Genomic DNA, 18,938 nt, shown 5'->3' with positions numbered 1-18,938 from the left:
AGGCTCACTCCTACAGTTGGAATGCGTTCCCCTGTAGGAGTGAGCCTGCTCGCGATGACGCCATGTCAGCCAGCACTGACCTCGCTGGTGTCTTTGATCAAATGCGCCGCCAATGTCCGAAGCGGCCCCAACTGCCGGCAGATCAGCGCCAATTGCGTCTGTACCAGTCGCTGGCCTTCATCGATCTCCTCCGGCATCTGCTCCAGTTCATTGGCCAGTGCTTCCTCTTCATCACTCTGAATCGCAATCGGCTGCTTGCTCGCGAGGCCTTGGGCGATTTCGTCGATGCTGCTCGCCAGTTTCACCCCGGCGCCCTCGATCAAATGCTCACGCACTTCGGCTGGCAGCTGCGTTTCGCGGTGTGCGCCGAGCCCGGACAGGTAACTGAGCAGGGTGTGCGACAGCACCAGGAAACGGAAACCGACATCGGCTTCCTTTCGGAAATGCCCCGGCTCCATCAGCATGTTCGCCAGCGTCGTCGACAGCGCCGCATCGGCGTTGTGCGCGTTGCGTCGGGCGAGGCGATAGGCGAGGTCGTCGCTCTTGCCCGCGGCGTATTGCTGCATGATCTGGCGCAGGTAGATGCTGTTGCAGGTCAGGGTGTTGGCCAGCACTTTGTTCAGGCGCCGGCCCTGCCAGTCCGGCAGGAACAGGAATACCGCCAGCCCGGCGATCAGACTGCCCAGCAGGGTATCGAACAGCCGTGGCAGAAACAGCCCGTAGCCATCGCCGACCTGATTGAAGCAGAACAGCACCATGATGGTGATCGCCGCCGTCGCCAGGGTGTAGCGGGTGGTGCGGTTGGTGAAGAACACCACGCCGGCAGCGATGGCGAAGCACGATTGCACCACTGGGTTGGGGAACAGATCGAACAGCGCCCACGCCACCGTCAGGCCAATGGCCGTGCCGATGATCCGCTGGCCGAGTTTGCGCCGGGTGGCGCCGTAGTTCGGCTGGCAGACGAACAGCGTGGTGAGGATGATCCAGTAGCCTTGCGACGGGTGAATCAGGTGCACCATGCCGTAGCCGATGCTCAGCGCCAGCGGCAGGCGCAGGGCATGGCGGAACAGCAGCGAGGTGGGCGTCAGTTGCGTGCGCAGGCGAATCCAAACGTCCTTGAGATTGCGCGGTGAGCGGTCGAGCAGGCTGCTGTCGGTAGCATCGGCCAGGGCGTCTGGGTTGCTGGCATCGCTGAGCAGGCGGTCGAGGGTGCCGAGGTTGGCCGCCAGGGCGCGCAACGAGCGCAGCAGGCCGCGCCATGCCGGGTTGCTCTGGATGCGCAAGTGCTCGAGGGAGGCATGCAGGTCGTTCAGGGCTTCGGCGAAACTCGCGTCATAAATGAACGGCTGGCGCATCTGGATCGACTCCGCCAATGCCCGGCAAGCCTTGCCTTGCTGACGCAGCAGGCGCTGGCAGCGGAACAGCACGTCGCTGTGGAAGAACGCCTCGGCCAGCGCGTTGTAAGGGTAGTGCGACGAACTGGCGCGTTCGTGGATGTCCTGCGCGAGGAAGTACAGCTTCAGATATCGGCTGACTTTCGAGCCCGGTCGACCGTTGCCGACCCGGTGCAGGATGATTTCCTTGGCGGTGTTCAGTGCGGCGACCACCCGGCCATTCTGTTGCGCCAGTTCGAGGCGGCGGGCTTCGACGTCCATCTGCCGGATCGGCTCGAACAACGACGATTTCAACTTCAGGTAAAGACCCAGCTCGCGGAACAGTCGCGCCAGGCTTTGCTGCACCGGTTGATTGGAAAACAGCGCCTGCCACAGTACCGAGAGCAGGCCGTACCACGCCGCGCCAGCGACCAGCAGCATCGGTTCGTGCCAGAAATCGGTGACCGCGCCGCCGCGCTGATCGACGCCGATCATCGTGTACACCGACAGAATCAGCGTCGCCGAGGCGATCGCGCCGTAACGCTCGCCCAGCGCACCGAGCATGGTCAGGCCGAAACTGGCCAGCGCCAGGGCCACGGCGAAAATGATCGGGTAGGGGAAAAGCAGCTCCACCGACAGCGCGGCGATGCTGAAACACACCAGCGTCACGGCGAGGGCGTTGAGGCGGCCCTGCCAACTGTCGTCGGTTTCGGCCAGGGCGCTGGCGATGATGCCGAGGAACAACGGGATCAGCAGGCCCATTTCATCCTGATACCAGCACAGCGCCATGCTGCCGGTCAGGGCGATGAATACCCGCACGCTATAGCTGAATTTATCCAGCGCCCACAGGCGCCGCAAAGACTGACGAAACGAGGTCGAGGACATGAAGTGCGAAGGCCTTCCGAGGCGATGCCGCTAAATTGAGCCAGTAATGACGCCGACGCAATGGCGCCGAGCACATCTGACAGCAAAAAGTGTTCCTGACTGCATTACGCATGACAACTGTAGGAGCTGCCGAAGGCTGCGATCTTCTGATCTTGATCTTTAAAAACAGGATCAAAAGATCGCAGCCTTCGGCAGCTCCTACACGGGGAGTGTTGTTTCGATCAGACGTACTGCGCCGCTGCGTAGCCGGAGGCCCAGGCCCACTGAAAGTTGAAGCCGCCCAGGTGCCCGGTGACGTCGAGCACTTCGCCAATGAAATACAGGCCCGGGCTTTTCAGCGATTCCATGGTCTTCGACGAAACCTCGCGGGTATCGACGCCACCCAGAGTCACCTCAGCCGTGCGATAGCCTTCAGTTCCCGCCGGCACAACTTTCCAGCTGCCAAGCTTCTCGGCAATCTCCGCCAATTCAGCGTGGGTGTACTGCTTCATCGGTTTGGAGGCAAACCAGTTGTCCGCCAGCAGATTGGCCATCTTCTTGGTGAAGATTTCGCCAAGCAAGGTTTTCAACTCGCTGTTCGGGCGTTCGGCGACTTGCTCTTGCAGCCACGTCGCCGCATCGTGGTCCGGCAGCAGATTGATCCCCACTGTGTCGCCGGGCTCCCAGAACGAGGAAATCTGCAGGATCGCCGGGCCGCTGAGGCCGCGGTGAGTGAACAGGATGTTTTCGCGAAAGCTCTGCTCGTTGCAGCTGACCAGGCAATCCACCGAGGTGCCGGACAGCTCTGTGCACAAATCCTTGAGCTGATCGGTGATGGTGAACGGCACCAGTCCGGCGCGGGTCGGCAGCAGTTCATGGCCGAACTGTTTAGCGACCTGATAACCGAACCCGGTGGCGCCCAGCGTCGGGATCGACAGGCCACCGGTAGCAATGACCAGCGATTGGCATTGGACCTGGCCGAGGGTGGTGTCGAGCAGGTAGCCGCTGTCGATTTTTTCAATGGTCTGGATCGAGGTGTCCAGACGCAGCTCGACGCCGGCCTGATCGCATTCATCGAGCAGCAGGCCGAGGATGTCGCTGGATTTGTTATCGCAGAACAGCTGGCCGAGTTTCTTCTCGTGGTACGGCACGCCGTGTTTGCCGACCAGACCGATGAAATCCCACTGGGTGTAACGCGCCAGCGCGGATTTGCAGAAATGCGGATTCTGCGAGAGAAAATTGCTCGGTTCGGTGTACATGTTGGTGAAGTTGCAGCGGCCACCGCCGGACATGAGGATTTTCTTCCCCGCCTTGTTCGCGTGGTCAAGCAGTAACACCTGACGCCCGCGCCCGGCGGCAGTCAGGGCACACATCAAGCCGGCCGCGCCAGCGCCAATGATCACGACTTCGGTAGAGCGCAAAACGGTGTCCTCTTGGTGGCTCGCTACAATACAAACTGTGGGAGCGAGCCTGCTCGCGAAAGCGCTGTGTCATTCAACAATGATGTCGACTGACCGATTGCATTCGCGAGCAGGCTCGCTCCCACAGGGGGATCTTCTTTGGATGGAAGATCGCTTAGAGAATGCGTACGCGCAACGAGCGGCCCTTGATCTTGCCGTCGTTCAGGCGCTGCAAGGCCTGCATGGCCACGGTGCGCTCGACAGCGACATAGGCCTGGAAATCGAAGATCGCAATCTTGCCAACCTGCGCACCGGGAATGCCCGCTTCGCCAGTCAATGCGCCAAGAATGTCGCCTGGACGCACCTTGTCTTTACGGCCAGCGCCGATGCACAGGGTGGTCATCGGTGGTTGCAGCGGTGCCAGCCCCTGGGACTTGAGGTTGTCGATCTGATCCCAGTTCAGTGGCGCTTTCTGCAATTGTTCGATGGCTTGCGCGCGGTGTGCTTCGGATGGCGCGACGAGGCTGATGGCAATGCCTTTCTCGCCCGCGCGACCGGTACGGCCGACGCGGTGGATATGGATTTCCGAATCCCGCGCCAGCTCGACGTTGATCACCATGTCCAGCGCATCGATATCCAGACCACGGGCTGCGACGTCGGTGGCAACCAGCACCGAGGTGCTGCGGTTGGCGAACATCGCCAGCACCTGATCGCGGTCACGCTGTTCCAGATCGCCGTGCAGGCCGACGGCGGAAATGCCTTTGGCGGTCAGGTGATCAACGGTTTCCTGCACTTGCTGCTTGGTGAAGCAGAACGCCACGCAGGACGCCGGACGGAAGTGGTGCAGGACTTTGGTCACTGCGCTCATGCGCTCTTCCGGGGAAATTTCGTAGAAGCGCTGTTCGATCTGCGTGTCGTCGTGGAAGGCTTCAGCCTTGACGGTCTGCGGATCGCGCATGAATTTCGAGGCCAGTTGCTTGATGCCCACCGGGTAGGTCGCGGAGAACAGCAGGGTCTGGCGACGCTCCGGGGTCTTGATGATGATGTCTTCGATGGCGTCGTAGAAACCCATGTCGAGCATGCGGTCGGCTTCGTCGAGGATCAGCGTGTTCAGACCATCGAGCACCAGCGAACCCTTGCGCAGGTGCTGCTGAATGCGCCCCGGGGTGCCGACGATGATGTGCGCGCCATGCTCCAGCGAAGCGATCTGCGGGCCGAACGACACGCCACCGCAGAGGGTCAGGACCTTGATGTTGTCTTCGGCGCGGGCCAGACGACGGACTTCCTTGGCCACCTGGTCAGCCAGCTCGCGGGTCGGGCAGATCACCAGCGCCTGGCAACCGAAGTAGCGCGGATTGATCGGGTTCAGCAGGCCGATGCCGAACGCGGCGGTCTTGCCGCTGCCGGTCTTGGCCTGGGCGATCAGGTCCATCCCCTTGAGGATCACCGGCAAGCTCTGCGCCTGGATCGGCGTCATCTGGGCATAACCGAGTGATTCGAGGTTAGCCAGCATGGCGGCGGACAGCGGCAGAGTATTAAAAGCGGTGGCGATGGTGGTCACGGGACTGGCCTGCAAAACAAAATGTCGCGCAGTGTAGCAGCCCCGTGCCAGTTTCCTCGACAGTTCTGGACGAACAGCCCCAGAGTTTCTCTGACTGGAGATCAGTCTGTGTGAGGGACCACACTCCCCTGTAGGAGCTGCCGAAGGCTGCGATCTTTTGATTTTTCTTTAAAAAACAAGATCAAAAGATCGCAGCCTTCGGCAGCTCCTACAGGGAGTCCTTCAGCGGAATCAGTGTTCGATGTGTTCCTGCGGCCGTTTCGCCCGGCGCCCGTCTTCCTTCGACAGTTGCGAGAAGATCGTTGCCGCGAGCATCGCCATCACGCCGACCGTAACGAAGGTCAGCTGGAAAGCGCCGAGCACGGTTTCCACACCATCGTTGCCTACCTTCGCAGTGAAGCCGCCGAGCAGCGCACCGGCGCAGGCCACGCCGAGGCTCAGCGACAATTGCGCGACCACCGAGAGCAAACTGTTGCCGCTGCTGGCGCTGGCATCGTCGAGGTCGATCAGGGTCACGGTGTTCATCGCGGTGAATTGCAGCGAGTTGATCGCCCCCAGCACCGCCAGCAGGCAGAGCAGCAGCCAGTACGGCGTCTGCTCGCTGACCAGGCCCATGCTCGCCAGCATGATCCCCAGTGCCAGCGTGTTGCCGGTGAGGACGATGCGATAGCCGAGGCGTTCGATCAGCGGTCGGGCGACCCACTTGGCGATCATCGCCGCAGCGGCCAGCGGCAACATGCTCATCCCGGCTTGCGAGGGCGAATAGCCTAACGCCACTTGCAGCAACAACGGCACAAGAAACGGCAGGGCACCGCTGCCCAGTCGTGCGAACAGGTTGCCGAGAATGCCGACGGCGAAGGTGCGGGTCTTGAACAGTGACGGCGCGAACAGCGGATTCTCGATATGCCCGGCGCGCAGCCAGTACGCCGCCAGACAGGCCATGCCGGCGAACAGCAGCAACATCACCCGCAGGTGCGGCAAGTGCAGTTCGCCAAGGCCTTCCATGGCAATGGTGATGAGGATCATCGCCGCGCCGAACAGCAGAAAGCCGAGGCTATCGAAACGCGTGCGCTCCGTGCCGCGCAGGTCAGGAATGAATTTCCACACCGCATAACAACCGATGACCCCGACGGGCAGGTTGATCAGGAAGATCCAGTGCCACGTTACGTATTCCACCATCCAGCCGCCCATGGTCGGGCCGATCAGCGGGCCGAGCAGGCCGGGAATGGTGATGAAACCCATGATCCGCACCAGTTCCGAGCGCGGATAGGCGCGCAGCACCACCAGTCGCCCGACCGGCAACATCAGCGCACCGCCGAGGCCCTGGATCACCCGCGCCCCGATGAGCATGCTCAGGCTGCTGGACAAGGCGCAGAGCAGCGAGCCGAAGCTGAACAGCAGGATCGCACCGAAGAAGATTTTCTTGGTGCCGAAGCGGTCGGCGATCCAGCCTGACGCCGGGATCAACAGGGCGACGGTGAGCATGTAGGCGATGATCACGCCCTGCATGCGCAACGGGTCTTCTGCGAGATCGCTGGCCATGGCCGGCAGCGCGGTGTTGAGGATGGTCCCGTCGAGGGACTGCATGAAGAACGCAATGGCGACGACCCACGGCAACCAGCGTGCGGTGATGGCGTCGAGAGGCGGGCGGTTGGGCATGGAACCTCTGAAGGTGGTTAATCCGGCTTGTCGGTCTGAATGAAACTCTGTGGCGAGGGAGCTTGCTCCCGGTCGGCGGCGCAGCCGTCGTGAATCCGGCCAGCGCGGTATTACTGGAACACCGTGAGCTCCGGTTTTGGGGTCGCTTCGCAACCCAGCGGGAGCAAGCTCCCTCGCCACAGTTGAGTGTGCCCCCCCTCACCGGGGGGCGATTTACAGGGTCAAGGTCAGTCGGCTGACCAACGCCCCCGGCAACAACGCCGACGAGGTATTGCGCTGGCTGTAGGTGCTCGCCGACAGCAGCAGCTCGCGCTCGGTGGTCAACGCTTCCAGCTGCGAACCGAGCAGGTTGTAGGCGCTGTCATCGAAACGCATGGTGCTGACCGGCGCCTGGATCTCGCCGTTCTCGACCCAGAAAGTCGCGAAACGGGTCATGCCGGTCATACGCGCCGCCGGTTGGTCCGAGTAGTTCAGGTACCACAGGTTGCTGATGTACAGCCCGGTGCCCAACTGCTTGAGGATCTCTTGCTGCGACAAATCACCTGCAGCCATGTTCAACGCGCTGGGCATCTCGCCGCCGCCCGCACCGTTCGCCGCCAGACCATATTCGGCAGCGCTGCGCGAGCCGACCAGTTGATCCCCGGCCTTGCCCTCGATGATCAGACGCAGATCGCTGCGCGGATAGCCTTCGGCGGAGAACGCCGGGCTCAGCGACTCGCTGACTTTCTCATCCAGCGACAGCAACGGGCTGAATGCCTGATCGCCGACGTAGAGCTTCTGCAACGGACTGCTCTTGCTGGCGATCGATTGCGCCGAAAAACCGCCCCAACTGAGCATGCCCATGATTTCTTCCAGCGCCGCCGGCGCCAGATAGGCGCGGTACTGACCCGGCGCCAGGGTGCGTAACGGTCGGCCGAGAAACTCAAGCTGTTCGCGGGCCTGGGCGAAACGCCTGGCGAAACCCTCGTCGCTCCAGTCGTGCCCGGCGTAACTGGCCTTCACCGCTTCGCCATTTTCATGGAACAGGCTGAAGTCGAAATTGAAGCTGTTGGCTTCATGCCAGCCGAACGCGCCGGCGGAACTGGCGAAACCGCGGCTGATCGGACCGGCAGCATAAAAACCGACCAGGTCGAGACCTTCAGCGGCGGCGCAGATTTGCCCGACGACATCTTCGGTGTCCGGCAGCGGATGCGCTTGTACGTGCGTGCTCTGCCAACTGTTGTGATTGAGCAGCAGATACGGATCCTGCGGCAGCAGCGGCAGGGTTTCGCGCAATTGCTGCAGGCCCTCGGCGAGCCGTTGCAGATCGGCTTCCTGATCCCCGGACAGCGTGATCTGCAGGTCGGCGTGGCGACCGTCGTTGATCAGTTTCAGGCCGACGTTGGCCTGTTGCACCTGCCCGGCCTGGCGCACCTTGGCGTGATTGAAGCGCACGAACGCCGAGGCTTCGGCGGCGTAGCTGAGCGTGAACTGTTCCGGCTCGCGCACGCTGTCGCGCAGCCAGTTGACCATGACCTTGAAGGCGTCGGACTGACGCTTCGAAATGCTCATCAGGCGTCTCCCCCAAACACATCAATGTTGCTGAATACGCAGGCCGGCGAAGCGTGGCCGACGCGAATCACCTGGTTCGGTTCGCCCTTGCCGCAGTTCGGCGTGCCCAGCACCTTGACGGTGTTGGCATCGCCGACGGCGCGCAGGCTCTTCCAGAAGTGCGCGGAAATCGCCCGGTAGTTGGGATTTTTCACCACGCCTTTAAGTTCACCGTTCTCGATCAGCTGGCCCCATTCGCAGCCGAACTGGAATTTGTTGCGCGCATCGTCGATCGACCACGAACGGTTGGTGCTCATCAGAATGCCGTGCTCGATACCGCCGATCATCTGCTCCAGCGTTTGATCACCCGGCTCGATGTTGAGGTTGGCCATGCGGTCGATCGGCGGGCGGTTCCAGCCGCAGGCGCGGCTGTTGGCGACGCCATCGAGGCCGGCGCGATATTGCGACAGCGCTCCGCCCAGTGGCCGCAGCAGCAGGCCGTCGCGAATCAGGAATTGTTTGCTGGCCGGGGTCCCATCGTCGTCATGGCCGTAGCTGGCGAGTTCTTCGGGAATGTCCGGATCGAAGGTTACGTTGAGCAGCCTGGAGCCATATTGCAGGCTGCCGAAATCGCTGGTTTTGACGAAACTGGTGCCGGCGTAATTGCGCTCATCACCCAGGATCCGGTCGAGCTCCAGCGGGTGGCCGATGGACTCGTGGATCTGCAGCATCATCTGATCGGGCATCAGCAGCAGATCGCGCGGGCCTTGCGGGGTGTTCGGCGCGAGCAGCAGTTGCAGGGCCTGATCGGCCACTTGCGGGCCGGCACCGACCAGTCCGCAACGGCTGATGACATCGGCGCCACCCTGTTGGCCAAAATTCTCCCGGCCCAGGCTACGGGTCTGGCTGTCGTTGCCGTCGTAGGCCGTGACGTCGAGGCCTGGATAGACAAAGCGCTGGGCCTGACGCAATTCGGCGCCGGCGCTGCTCAGGTAAATCTGCTCGACGTGAGTGATGCCGATGCTCACCTGCCAGTTGACCAGGCGCTCATCCTTGGGCACCGAGGCGGATTCCGCGCCGAGCAGCTCGAAGCATTCGCTCAGGGACGGGAAGGGCTGTTCGAGGTTAGGCGAAAAATAATCAGCGCGGTCGCTGGAAACCGGCTGCTCGCGCAGATCGAGCAAGGCGTGCGGCTTGAGGCGGCGGGCCTGTTGCTCGGCGCGTTCGAGGGCGGCTTGCAGGCCCTGTTGCGAAAGATCGTTGGTCGCCGCGTAGGCTTCGACGCCATTGACCCGCACGGTGAGCATCGCCCCTTCGTCGCGGCGCAGGCTCGGCGGTTCGGCGACGTTCTTGCGCACCGACAGATACTGCCCGGACTCGCGCACATACCGCAGGGAAAAAAATTCAGCGCCCGTGCGCAAGGCAGCGAAGCGCTGCTTGAGCTGGGGGTGGAAATCGAACATTCGGGAACCTCCTTGTAATGGAGTAGCGGCGTGGCGACAGCGGGGAGGGTGAAACGGTTGCGCGAGGTCTAGAGTAGGCCCGCGTGGGGGTAGGATCAAGTGAAGAGGGGGTGTAGGAGGTTTTACTGTGCAGCGGGGGAATTTGTGCTGAATCTGAGGGCCCCTTCGCGAGCAGGCTCGCTCCCACAGTTGAAATGCATTCCAATGTGGGAGCGAGCCTGCTCGCGAAGGTCGCGCCTCGGTCTTACGACTTACTGGGTAACCGGGGTGATATCCCGCATCGGCTTGCCTTTGACCGGCGCGCCGTTGGCGACGTAGTACGCAGCGTTGCTGCGCGGCAGCGGTTTGCGACCACGGATCTTGTCGGCGATTTTCTCCGCCATCATGATCGTCGGTGCGTTGAGGTTGCCGGTGGTGATGATCGGCATGATCGAGGCATCGACCACGCGCAGGCTCTGCATGCCGTGCACACGACCTTCGCCATCGACCACGGCCATCTCGTCGGTGCCCATCTTGCACGAGCAGGACGGGTGGAACGCGGTTTCGGCGTGCTCGCGGATGAACTTGTCGAGCTGCTCATCGGTTTGCACTTCGATGCCCGGGCTGATTTCGCGACCACGGAACGCGTCGAGGGCCGGCTGCTGCATGATTTCGCGGGTCAGGCGGATGCCGTCGCGGAATTCCTGCCAGTCCTGCTCGGTAGCCATGTAGTTGAACAGGATGCTCGGGTGCTGGCGCGGGTCCTTGGATTTGACCTGGACGCGGCCACGGCTCGGCGAGCGCATGGAACCCATGTGCGCCTGGAAACCGTGTTCTTTCACACCGTTGCTGCCGTTGTAGTTGATCGCCACCGGCAGGAAGTGGTACTGGATGTTCGGCCATTCGAATTCCGGACGCGAACGAATGAAACCGCCGGCCTCGAACTGGTTGCTGGCACCGATGCCGGTGCCGTTGAACAGCCACTCGGCACCGATCGCCGGCTGGTTGTACCAGAGCAGCGACGGGTACAGCGAGACCGGTTGGGTGCAGGCGTATTGCAGGTACAGCTCAAGGTGATCCTGCAGGTTTTCACCAACGCCCGGCAGATCGTGAACCACCGGGATGTCGAGGCTTTCCAGCAGTTTCGCCGGGCCGACACCGGAACGCTGCAGAATCTGCGGCGAAGCGATCGCGCCGGAGCACAGCAGCACTTCTTTGCGCGCCTTGGCTTCAACGCGCTCTTGCGCGTCGCCGATCAGGTAACGCACGCCGACCGCACGCTTGCCTTCAAACAGAATCTTGTCGGTCAGGGCGTGGGTGACGATGGTCAGGGTCGAACGCTTCTTGGCAATGTCGAGGTAGCCACGGGCGGTGGAAGCACGGCGGCCATTCGGCGTCACGGTGCGGTCCATCGGGCCGAAGCCTTCCTGCTGGTAGCCGTTGAGGTCTTCGGTGCGCGGGTAACCGGCCTGTACGCCGGCTTCAACCATGGCGTGGAACAGCGGGTTGTTGCCAGCCTTCGGTGTGGTCACGCTGACCGGGCCTTCGCCACCGTGGTAATCATTCGGGCCGATGTCACGGGTTTCGGCTTTGCGGAAGTACGGCAGGCAATCGAGGTACGACCAGTCTTCCAGGCCCGGCAGTTTCGCCCAGCCGTCGTAGTCCATGGCGTTGCCACGGATGTAGCACATGCCGTTGATCAGCGAAGAACCGCCGAGGCCCTTGCCGCGACCGCATTCCATCCGGCGACCGTCCATATGTGGCTCTGGATCGGTTTCATAGGCCCAGTTGTAGCGACGACCCTGCAGCGGGAACGCCAGCGCGGCGGGCATCTGCGTGCGGAAGTCGAGGCGGTAGTCCGGGCCCCCGGCTTCGAGCAGCAGAACGGTTACGCCTTCGTCTTCAGTCAGACGGGTCGCCAGGGTGTTACCGGCCGAGCCGGCACCTATGATGATGTAATCGAATTCTTGGGACATTGAATGCACCCTCTTTAAATGTGGTCAGGCTGCCGAGTGGCCACTTGCTGTGGCGAGGGAGCTTGCTCCCGCTCGGCTGCGCAGCAGTCGCAAAGCCTGCAACTGAGTTCTGTCTGGATAACTGCGGTGTCTGCAGTCGGGGCCGCTTCGCAGCCCGGCGGGAGCAAGCTCTCTCGCCACAAGGGCCCCGACTTCAGCGTTGCGGCAGATCAGAACACCGAGACGTAATCGCCCAGCTCGACCTGTACCGATTTGATCCGGGTGAAGTTATTCAGCGAGCTGATCCCGTTCTCACGGCCCACGCCCGACTGCTTGTAGCCGCCGACCGGCATTTTCGCGTCGGACTCGCCCCAGGCGTTGATCCAGCAGATACCGGCTTCCAGTTGATGAATCACGCGGTGGGCGCGGTTCAGGTCTTTGGTGACGATACCGGCGGCCAAGCCGAAGTCGGTGTCGTTGGCGCGGCGGATCACTTCTTCTTCGGTTTCGTAGGAGAGGATCGCCATTACCGGGCCGAAGATTTCTTCGCGGACGATGGTCATGTCGTCGCTGCAATCGGTGAACACGGTCGGTGCAACGAACGCGCCTTTGGCGAATTCGCCGTCGGTCAGACGACCGCCGCCGCACAGGACGCGCGCGCCTTGTTCCTTACCTTTTTCGATATAGGCCAGCACGCTTTCCATATGGGCGAAGCTGACCAGCGGGCCGAAGTTGGTGTTTTCGTCTTCCGGGTTGCCGACGCGGATGCGTGCAACGCGCTCAACGATCTTGGCTTCGAACGCAGCTTTCAGGTGCGCCGGTACGAACACGCGAGTGCCGTTGGTGCAGACCTGACCGGAGCTGTAGAAGTTGGCCATCATCGCGGTATCGGCGGCGCGATCGAGGTCGGCGTCGTCAAAGATGATCAGCGGCGACTTGCCGCCCAGTTCCATGGTCACGTCTTTCAGCGACGAAGCCGAGGCGCTGGCCATGACTTTCTTGCCGGTGTCGGTGCCGCCGGTGAAGGAGATTTTTTCGATGCGCGGGTGCTCGGTCAGCCAGGTGCCGACTTCGCGGCCGCTGCCGGTCAGGACGTTGAACACGCCGTTCGGCACGCCGGCTTCGGTGTAGATCTCGGCCAGTTTCAGGGTGGTCAACGAGGTGACTTCGCTTGGCTTGAAGATCATCGCGTTACCGGCCGCCAGGGCTGGAGCGGATTTCCACAGCGCGATCTGGATCGGGTAGTTCCACGCGCCGATACCGGCGACCACACCCAGCGGCTCGCGACGGGTGTAAACGAAAGAGGTGTCACGCAGCGGGATCTGCTCGCCTTCGATGGCGGGCACCAGGCCTGCGTAGTATTCCAGCACGTCGGCGCCGGTGACGATGTCGACGTATTTGGTTTCGGAGAAGGATTTGCCGGTGTCCAGGGTTTCCAGCGCGGCCAGTTCATCGTTGCGCTCGCGCAGGATGTCGACGGCGCGACGCAGGATGCGCGAACGCTCCATGGCGGTCATCGCGGCCCAGATTTTCTGGCCCTTTTCGGCGCTGACCACGGCGCGCTCGACGTCGTCCTTGGTCGCACGTTGCACCAGTGCGAGGACTTCACCGTTCGCCGGGTTGATGGCTTCGAAGGTGGCGTCGCTGCCGGCATCGGTATACGCGCCATCGATGTAGAGTTTTTGCAGTTCGAAACGGGCCATAGTGTCCTCGCAAGTGCATTGGTGGTTGGCGTTGACCACCGCGATGACGCTGCGGTGGAGTTCAGGGGCTGAGCGTTTCTGTGTGCTCTAGCTCACCTGCTTGGCCAATTGGAAATCCATGTATTCGTAAGCGATCTGTTGCGCTTGCGCCGTGTCGAAAGCATCTCCCGACAGCGCGCCGCGCAACCACAAGCCGTCAATCAACGCTGCCAGACCCCGGGCCGCACTGCGCGCATCTTCGAGCGGCAGCACACGGCGGAACTGGCAGCACAGGTTGGAATACAGACGGTGATCGTTGATCCGCTGCAACCTGTGCAAAGACGGCTGGTGCATGCTGGTGGCCCAGAAGGCCAGCCAGGTTTTCATTGCCGGGCCATTGACCTGGCTGGCGTCGAAGTTGCCTTCGATGATCACCTGCAGATGCGCCCGTGGGCTGTCATCTGCCAGCGCCTGACGGCGCGCGGTGACGCTCTCGCTGAGGGCGGTCATCAGGTACCGCATCGTGGCGGCGATCAGGCCGTTCTTGTCCTGAAAGTAATGACTGATGATGCCATTCGAGACACCGGCCAAACGGGCGATCAGCGCAATGCTGGCGTCCACCATTCCGACCTGATCGACGGCCTGCAAAGTGGCTTCGATCAGTTGTTGGCGGCGGATGGGTTGCATACCGACCTTGGGCATCTTGCACATCTCCTTAGGCCTTCCGAGGGGCGAATGACGCCGATCGGATTGAGGGCCAGTCTATTTTGTTTTGATTGAACGTTCAATCAACAAAGAATAAGATCTGCGACAATTCGTCGCTGCCTACAGAAAATTCCTACGCGTGATGACGATAAAAACCGACACCTGAAACGGCTCGAAACCTGCGTGGGGCATGGCGCGGTTCGTGATTCGAAGGACGTGTTGAAAGGGCAAGACGCTCGGGGCCAGGTTTCGGATGAACGTCCGGCACCTCTGGCCACGAAAGCGAATACGCAACGCCATTTCGGCAGGTTCGGGCTTTTTTCGGAGTGTCTTTATATCACCCGCCGGTCGGCTGCCAACTAACCGATTGGTCGGGTTCCGTGATGCCTTGTGTTCTTCTCTCGCACTGCCTGGAGCATTTGTGCCATGAGTTCTGCCTCGCTAATAAAGACCCCGCCCGAGAAGGTGACGGTCAACGGTTGGGTGTTCTACACCTCGACCGCGCTGATTCTGTTGTTGACCGCCATTCTGATCATCGCCCCGCAAGAGGCCGGCAGAATGTTGGGGATGGCCCAGGCCTGGTTGTCGCGCAGTTTCGGCTGGTACTACATGGTGGTGATCGCCGCCTACCTGGTGTTCGTGGTCGGTCTGGCGTTTTCCTCGTACGGCAAACTCAAACTGGGCAGCAAGGACGACACCCCGGATTTCAGTTACGGCGCCTGGGCGGGGATGCTGTTCTCGTCAGGCATCGGCATTTCGCTGTTGTACTTCGGCGCGTCCGAGCCGCTGGATCACTATTTCAATCCGCCGGAAGGCACGTCGGCCAGCAACCTGGCCGCGCGGCAGGCAGTGCAACTGACGTTCCTGCACTGGGGCCTGCACGGCTGGGCGATCTACGCACTGGTCGGTCTGGCCGTGGCATATTTTGCCTATCGGCATAACCAGCCGCTGGCGCTGCGTTCGGCACTGTATCCGCTGGTCGGCGAGCGCTGGGTCAAAGGCGCGGCCGGGCACGCGGTAGACGGCTTCGGCATGTTCGTAACGCTGCTGGGTCTGGTGACCAACCTGGGGATTGGCTCGCTGCAAGTGTCGTCCGGGCTGGAGAACCTGTTCGGCATGGAGCACAGCAACACCAACCTGCTGATCGTCATCATCGTCATGAGCACCGTGGCGACCATCGCTGCCGTGTCGGGTGTGGAAAACGGCATTCGTCGCCTGTCCAACCTGAACATCGTGCTGTTCAGCGGCCTGCTGATTTTCGTCCTGTTGTTCGGCCCGACCCTGCACTTGCTCAACGGCTTTGTGCAGAACATCGGCGACTACCTCAACGGCGTGGTGTTGAAGACTTTCGACCTGTACGTCTATGAAGGCGACAACGCCAAGTCCGACCGCTGGCTCGGGCTGTGGACCCTGTTCTATTGGGCATGGTGGATTTCCTGGGCGCCATTCGTGGGCATGTTCATCGCGCGGATTTCCCGTGGCCGCAGCGTGCGGGAACTGGTCGCTGGCGTGCTGCTGATTCCGTTGGGCTTCACCTTGGCGTGGCTGTCGATCTTCGGTAACTCGGCGCTGGATCTGGTGATGAATCAGGGCGCGGTTGAGTTGGGCAAGACGGCGCTGGAACAGCCGTCGATGGCGATTTATCAGTTGCTTGAGCATTATCCGGCGTCGAAAGTCGTCATCGGTGTGTCGATCTTCGTCGGCTTCGTGCTGTTCCTGACCCCGGCCGACTCCGGCGCGGTGATGATGGCGAACCTGTCGTGCAAGGGCGGTAACGTCGATGAAGACGCGCCGCACTGGCTGCGGATCTTCTGGTCCGTGGTGATCACGCTGGTGACCATTGGCCTGCTGTTCGCCGGCAACTTCGAAGCCATGCAGACCATGGTCGTGCTGGCCGGCCTGCCGTTCTCGGTGGTGCTGATCTGCTTCATGTTCGGCCTGCACAAGGCGATGCGCCAGGACGTGCAGATCGAACAGGAGCAAGCGCAACTGGCCGAGCGCGGACGCCGTGGTTTCAGCGAGCGCCTGACTCAGCTGGATCTGCAGCCGAGCCAATCGGTGGTGCAGCGCTTCATGGACAAACATGTCACCCCGGCGCTGGAAGATGCGGCCGCACAATTGCGCAATCAGGGGATTGAAGTGCAGACGCTGTTGGGCAAGGCCAAGCGTTGCATGGGTGTGCGGGTCGAAATGGAAGAGGGCAACCCTTTCGTTTATGAAGTGAGCCTGGACGGCTATCTGGCGACTCCGACCGAATCGGCGCAATCGGATGAAGCGCGCCAGCGTTATTACCGGGCCGAGGTGTATCTGCACAATGGCAGTCAGGATTACGACTTGATGGGCTTTACGCCGGAGCAGATTACCCGGGATGTGCTGGATCAGTTCGAGAGCCATCGGCAGCTTCTTGGCCGGGTGTATAGCTAAAGTCAAAAGCTGGCCCTCACCCCAGCCCTCTCCCGGAGGGAGAGGGAGCTGACCGAGATGTCTAGCGTCATACATCGACCTGAGAGATCGAGTTGATTATGGATTCGGTAAAGCAAGATCAGGTCGGTGCATATCTGCAGCATCCCCCGATCGGTCCCCTCTCCCTCTGGGAGAGGGCTAGGGTGAGGGGCTTTTCCCTGACCCAATAAAAAGGGATCGCTCACCGCGATCCCTTTTTTTATCCCGCCTTAACCGAGGTTCTTGCCCAACAACGCGTGATACAGCTCGCTGTCGCCGAGGATCCCCACCACATGATTGTTATCGTGCAGCACCAGCTTGTTGCCGGTCTGATAACGGATCTGCAGCGCGTCACGCATGCCGATGTTCGAGTCCACCAGCGTCGGTTTGCGCTCCAGGCCTTCCACCGCTTGCCCTGGCGCCCAGTTCTGCAGGTTCAGCACCGAGCCGTTCTGCCGTGCGCCCTTGATGGTGTTGCCTTCGGCCAGGTCCAGCCATGAATCGCCGCCCGGATCGAGGCACACCGAGCCGTTGATGCGTTTGCACTTGTCCAGCGTGCGCATCAGGCTGCGGCCGCAAAGTACGTTGAGCGGATTGGTGTGGGCGACAAAGGTCCGCACGTAGTCGTCCGCCGGGTTGAGGACGATTTCTTCCGGCACGCTGTACTGGATGATCCGGCCGTCCTTCATGATCGCGATGCGGCTGCCCAGTTTGAGGGCTTCATCGAGGTCGTGGCTCACAAACACGATGGTCTTGCTCAACTTGCGTTGCAGTTCCAGCAATTCGTCCTGCAGACCCTGGCGGATCAGCGGGTCGAGGGCCGAGAACGGTTCGTCCATCAGCAGAATATCGGCGTCCATCGCCAGCGCGCGGGCGAGGCCGACGCGCTGCTGCATGCCGCCGGACAGTTCGTCCGGCTTCTTGTTGCGCCACTGGGTCAGGCCGACCAGCTCGAGTTTCTCATCGACCAGTTTTTTGCGTTCCTTCTCCGGTCGGCCCTGCATTTCCAGGCCGAAACTGATGTTCTCGCGCACCGTCAGCCAGGGCATCAGGGCGAACTTCTGGAACACCATGGCAATGCGCTTGGTGCGCATCATTTTCAGCTCGGCCGGGGTGCAGGAGGCGATGTCGATCTGGCGGTTTTCATGCTCGACGAACAGCTTGCCGCGGCTCACGGTGTTGAGACCGTTGATGCAGCGCAGCAGGCTCGACTTGCCCGAACCGGACAGGCCCATCAGCACGCAGATCTCGCCCTTGTTGATGTCCAGCGTGGCCTTTTCCACGCCGACGATCTGCCCGGTCTTCTTGAGGATCTCGTTGCGGGTCATGCCCTGATCGAGCAGCTTGAGTGCCTCGCGCGGGTCTTTGGAGAAGATCACGTCGACGTCTTCGAAGCGAATTATGCTCATGCGTCACCCCCTACTTTGGCGTCGGGTTGTTTGCAGATACGGTCGAGCATGATCGCCAGCAGTACGATTGCCAGGCCTGCTTCGAAGCCCAGCGCAATATCAGCAGTGTTCAGTGCGTTGACCACCGGTTTGCCGAGTCCGTCGGCGCCGACCAGTGCCGCGATCACCACCATCGACAGCGACAGCATGATGCACTGGGTGATGCCGGCCGCGATGCTTGGCATGGCGTGCGGCAGTTCGATCCTTGAGAGCAATTGGCGACGCGAGCAGCCGAAGGCCTTGCCGGCGTCCATCAGTTCTTGCGGGACATCGCGGATGCCCAGGTAGGTCAGGCGGATCGGCGCCGCGATGGCGAAGACCACCGTGGAGATCAGGCCCGGTACCACACCCAGCCCGAAGAGGGTCAGGGTAGGAATGAGGTAAACGAAGGTCGGCACGGTCTGCATCAGATCGAGCACCGGCCGCATCATGGTGTAGAACATCGGTTTGTGCGCGGCGACGATGCCCAGCGGCACGCCGATCAACACGCAGACCAGGGTGGCGAACAGCACCTGGGCGAGGGTTTCCATGGTTTCCTGCCAGTACCCCAGATTGAGGATCAGCAGGAACGAGGCGACCACGAACGCTGTCAGGCCCCACTTGCGTTGAATCAGGTGGGCGATGATGGCGATCAGGCCAATCAGCACCAGTGGGTTGAACCAGGTGAGCGCAAACGTCACGCCGTGGATCATCGTTTCCAGTGTCACGGCGATTGCGTCGAAGGTGTTGGCGCCGTGTTGCGTCAACCATTCGACGAAGCCCGCGATGTACTGGCCTAGAGGTATTTTCTGATCAATCAGCATGGTAGTGAACGTCCGCATGCAAGGAAATTAACAGCCCGGGCAGGCACGCCTGCCCGGCATAAGCGATGCCCCTC

12 protein-coding genes are annotated in these 18,938 nt (G+C 61.6%); 1 reads left to right on the top strand and 11 read right to left on the bottom strand.

What is annotated here, in order from left to right:
• Positions 1-65: 65 nt before the first annotated feature.
• From yccS to betI, 9 genes are all read right to left on the bottom strand, one after another.
• Positions 66-2,258 (bottom strand): YccS family putative transporter, encoded by a 2,193-nt coding sequence (gene yccS, locus QRN33_RS18675; RefSeq protein ID WP_042606615.1) that lies wholly within the window; start codon positions 2,256-2,258, stop codon positions 66-68.
• Positions 2,259-2,479: 221 nt separating this feature from the next.
• A complete protein-coding gene (locus QRN33_RS18670; protein WP_285409516.1) occupies positions 2,480-3,658 on the bottom strand; it encodes a BaiN/RdsA family NAD(P)/FAD-dependent oxidoreductase in 1,179 nt (392 codons plus the stop codon).
• Between the two features lie 154 nt (positions 3,659-3,812).
• Positions 3,813-5,198, bottom strand: coding sequence for an ATP-dependent RNA helicase DbpA (gene dbpA, locus QRN33_RS18665; protein WP_024014613.1), 1,386 nt, complete (start codon positions 5,196-5,198; stop codon positions 3,813-3,815).
• 231 nt (positions 5,199-5,429) lie between these two features.
• Positions 5,430-6,857, bottom strand: a complete 1,428-nt coding sequence (gene mdtD / locus QRN33_RS18660) for a multidrug transporter subunit MdtD (protein ID WP_042606617.1) — start codon at positions 6,855-6,857, stop codon at positions 5,430-5,432.
• Between the two features lie 213 nt (positions 6,858-7,070).
• Positions 7,071-8,408 (bottom strand): TldD/PmbA family protein, encoded by a 1,338-nt coding sequence (locus tag QRN33_RS18655; RefSeq protein WP_042606618.1) that lies wholly within the window; start codon positions 8,406-8,408, stop codon positions 7,071-7,073.
• Positions 8,408-9,850, bottom strand: coding sequence for a TldD/PmbA family protein (locus QRN33_RS18650; protein ID WP_285409515.1), 1,443 nt, complete (start codon positions 9,848-9,850; stop codon positions 8,408-8,410). The genes QRN33_RS18655 and QRN33_RS18650 overlap by 1 nt, the downstream gene beginning before the upstream one ends.
• Before the next feature lie 251 nt (positions 9,851-10,101).
• Positions 10,102-11,805: a choline dehydrogenase gene (betA, locus tag QRN33_RS18645; protein WP_065616502.1), complete on the bottom strand. Its 1,704-nt coding sequence runs from the start codon at positions 11,803-11,805 to the stop codon at positions 10,102-10,104.
• Positions 11,806-12,014: 209 nt separating this feature from the next.
• Entirely contained in the window at positions 12,015-13,487 is a 1,473-nt protein-coding gene (betB, locus tag QRN33_RS18640; protein WP_042606621.1) for a betaine-aldehyde dehydrogenase, read from the bottom strand.
• Positions 13,488-13,574: 87 nt separating this feature from the next.
• The gene (gene betI, locus QRN33_RS18635; RefSeq protein ID WP_285409514.1) at positions 13,575-14,168 is read right to left on the bottom strand and encodes a transcriptional regulator BetI; all 594 of its coding nucleotides are present in this window, start codon (positions 14,166-14,168) and stop codon (positions 13,575-13,577) included.
• A gap of 486 nt (positions 14,169-14,654) precedes the next feature.
• On the opposite strand from betI, the gene QRN33_RS18630 reads away from it, so the two are divergent.
• On the top strand, positions 14,655-16,595 hold the full coding sequence (locus QRN33_RS18630; RefSeq protein ID WP_231991047.1) for a BCCT family transporter: 1,941 nt from the start codon (positions 14,655-14,657) through the stop codon (positions 16,593-16,595).
• A gap of 248 nt (positions 16,596-16,843) precedes the next feature.
• Here QRN33_RS18630 and choV read toward each other — a convergent pair whose 3' ends face one another.
• Positions 16,844-18,022, bottom strand: a complete 1,179-nt coding sequence (gene choV, locus QRN33_RS18625; protein WP_016772804.1) for a choline ABC transporter ATP-binding protein — start codon at positions 18,020-18,022, stop codon at positions 16,844-16,846.
• The gene (gene choW / locus QRN33_RS18620; RefSeq protein WP_016772805.1) at positions 18,019-18,864 is read right to left on the bottom strand and encodes a choline ABC transporter permease subunit; all 846 of its coding nucleotides are present in this window, start codon (positions 18,862-18,864) and stop codon (positions 18,019-18,021) included. Before choW ends, choV begins: the two co-directional genes overlap by 4 nt.
• Positions 18,865-18,938: the final 74 nt, after the last annotated feature.

This window comes from Pseudomonas sp. FR229a, assembly GCF_030209115.1.
Classification (GTDB): Bacteria; Pseudomonadota; Gammaproteobacteria; order Pseudomonadales; family Pseudomonadaceae; genus Aquipseudomonas; species Aquipseudomonas moraviensis_A.
The sequence above is the reverse complement of the archived record's forward strand: the minus strand, read 5'-3'. Positions and strand labels throughout refer to the sequence as shown.

Bases quoted from the DNA above. Each gene is read 5' to 3' on its own strand.
- betI (WP_285409514.1), bottom strand. From the start codon at position 14,168: ATGCCCAAGGTCGGTATGCAACCCATCCGCCGCCAACAACTGATCGAA.
- choV (WP_016772804.1), bottom strand. From the start codon at position 18,022: ATGAGCATAATTCGCTTCGAAGACGTCGACGTGATCTTCTCCAAAGAC.
- yccS (WP_042606615.1), bottom strand. From the start codon at position 2,258: ATGTCCTCGACCTCGTTTCGTCAGTCTTTGCGGCGCCTGTGGGCGCTG.
- QRN33_RS18650 (WP_285409515.1), bottom strand. From the start codon at position 9,850: ATGTTCGATTTCCACCCCCAGCTCAAGCAGCGCTTCGCTGCCTTGCGC.
- choW (WP_016772805.1), bottom strand. From the start codon at position 18,864: ATGCTGATTGATCAGAAAATACCTCTAGGCCAGTACATCGCGGGCTTC.
- betB (WP_042606621.1), bottom strand. From the start codon at position 13,487: ATGGCCCGTTTCGAACTGCAAAAACTCTACATCGATGGCGCGTATACC.
- betA (WP_065616502.1), bottom strand. From the start codon at position 11,805: ATGTCCCAAGAATTCGATTACATCATCATAGGTGCCGGCTCGGCCGGT.
- QRN33_RS18655 (WP_042606618.1), bottom strand. From the start codon at position 8,408: ATGAGCATTTCGAAGCGTCAGTCCGACGCCTTCAAGGTCATGGTCAAC.
- mdtD (WP_042606617.1), bottom strand. From the start codon at position 6,857: ATGCCCAACCGCCCGCCTCTCGACGCCATCACCGCACGCTGGTTGCCG.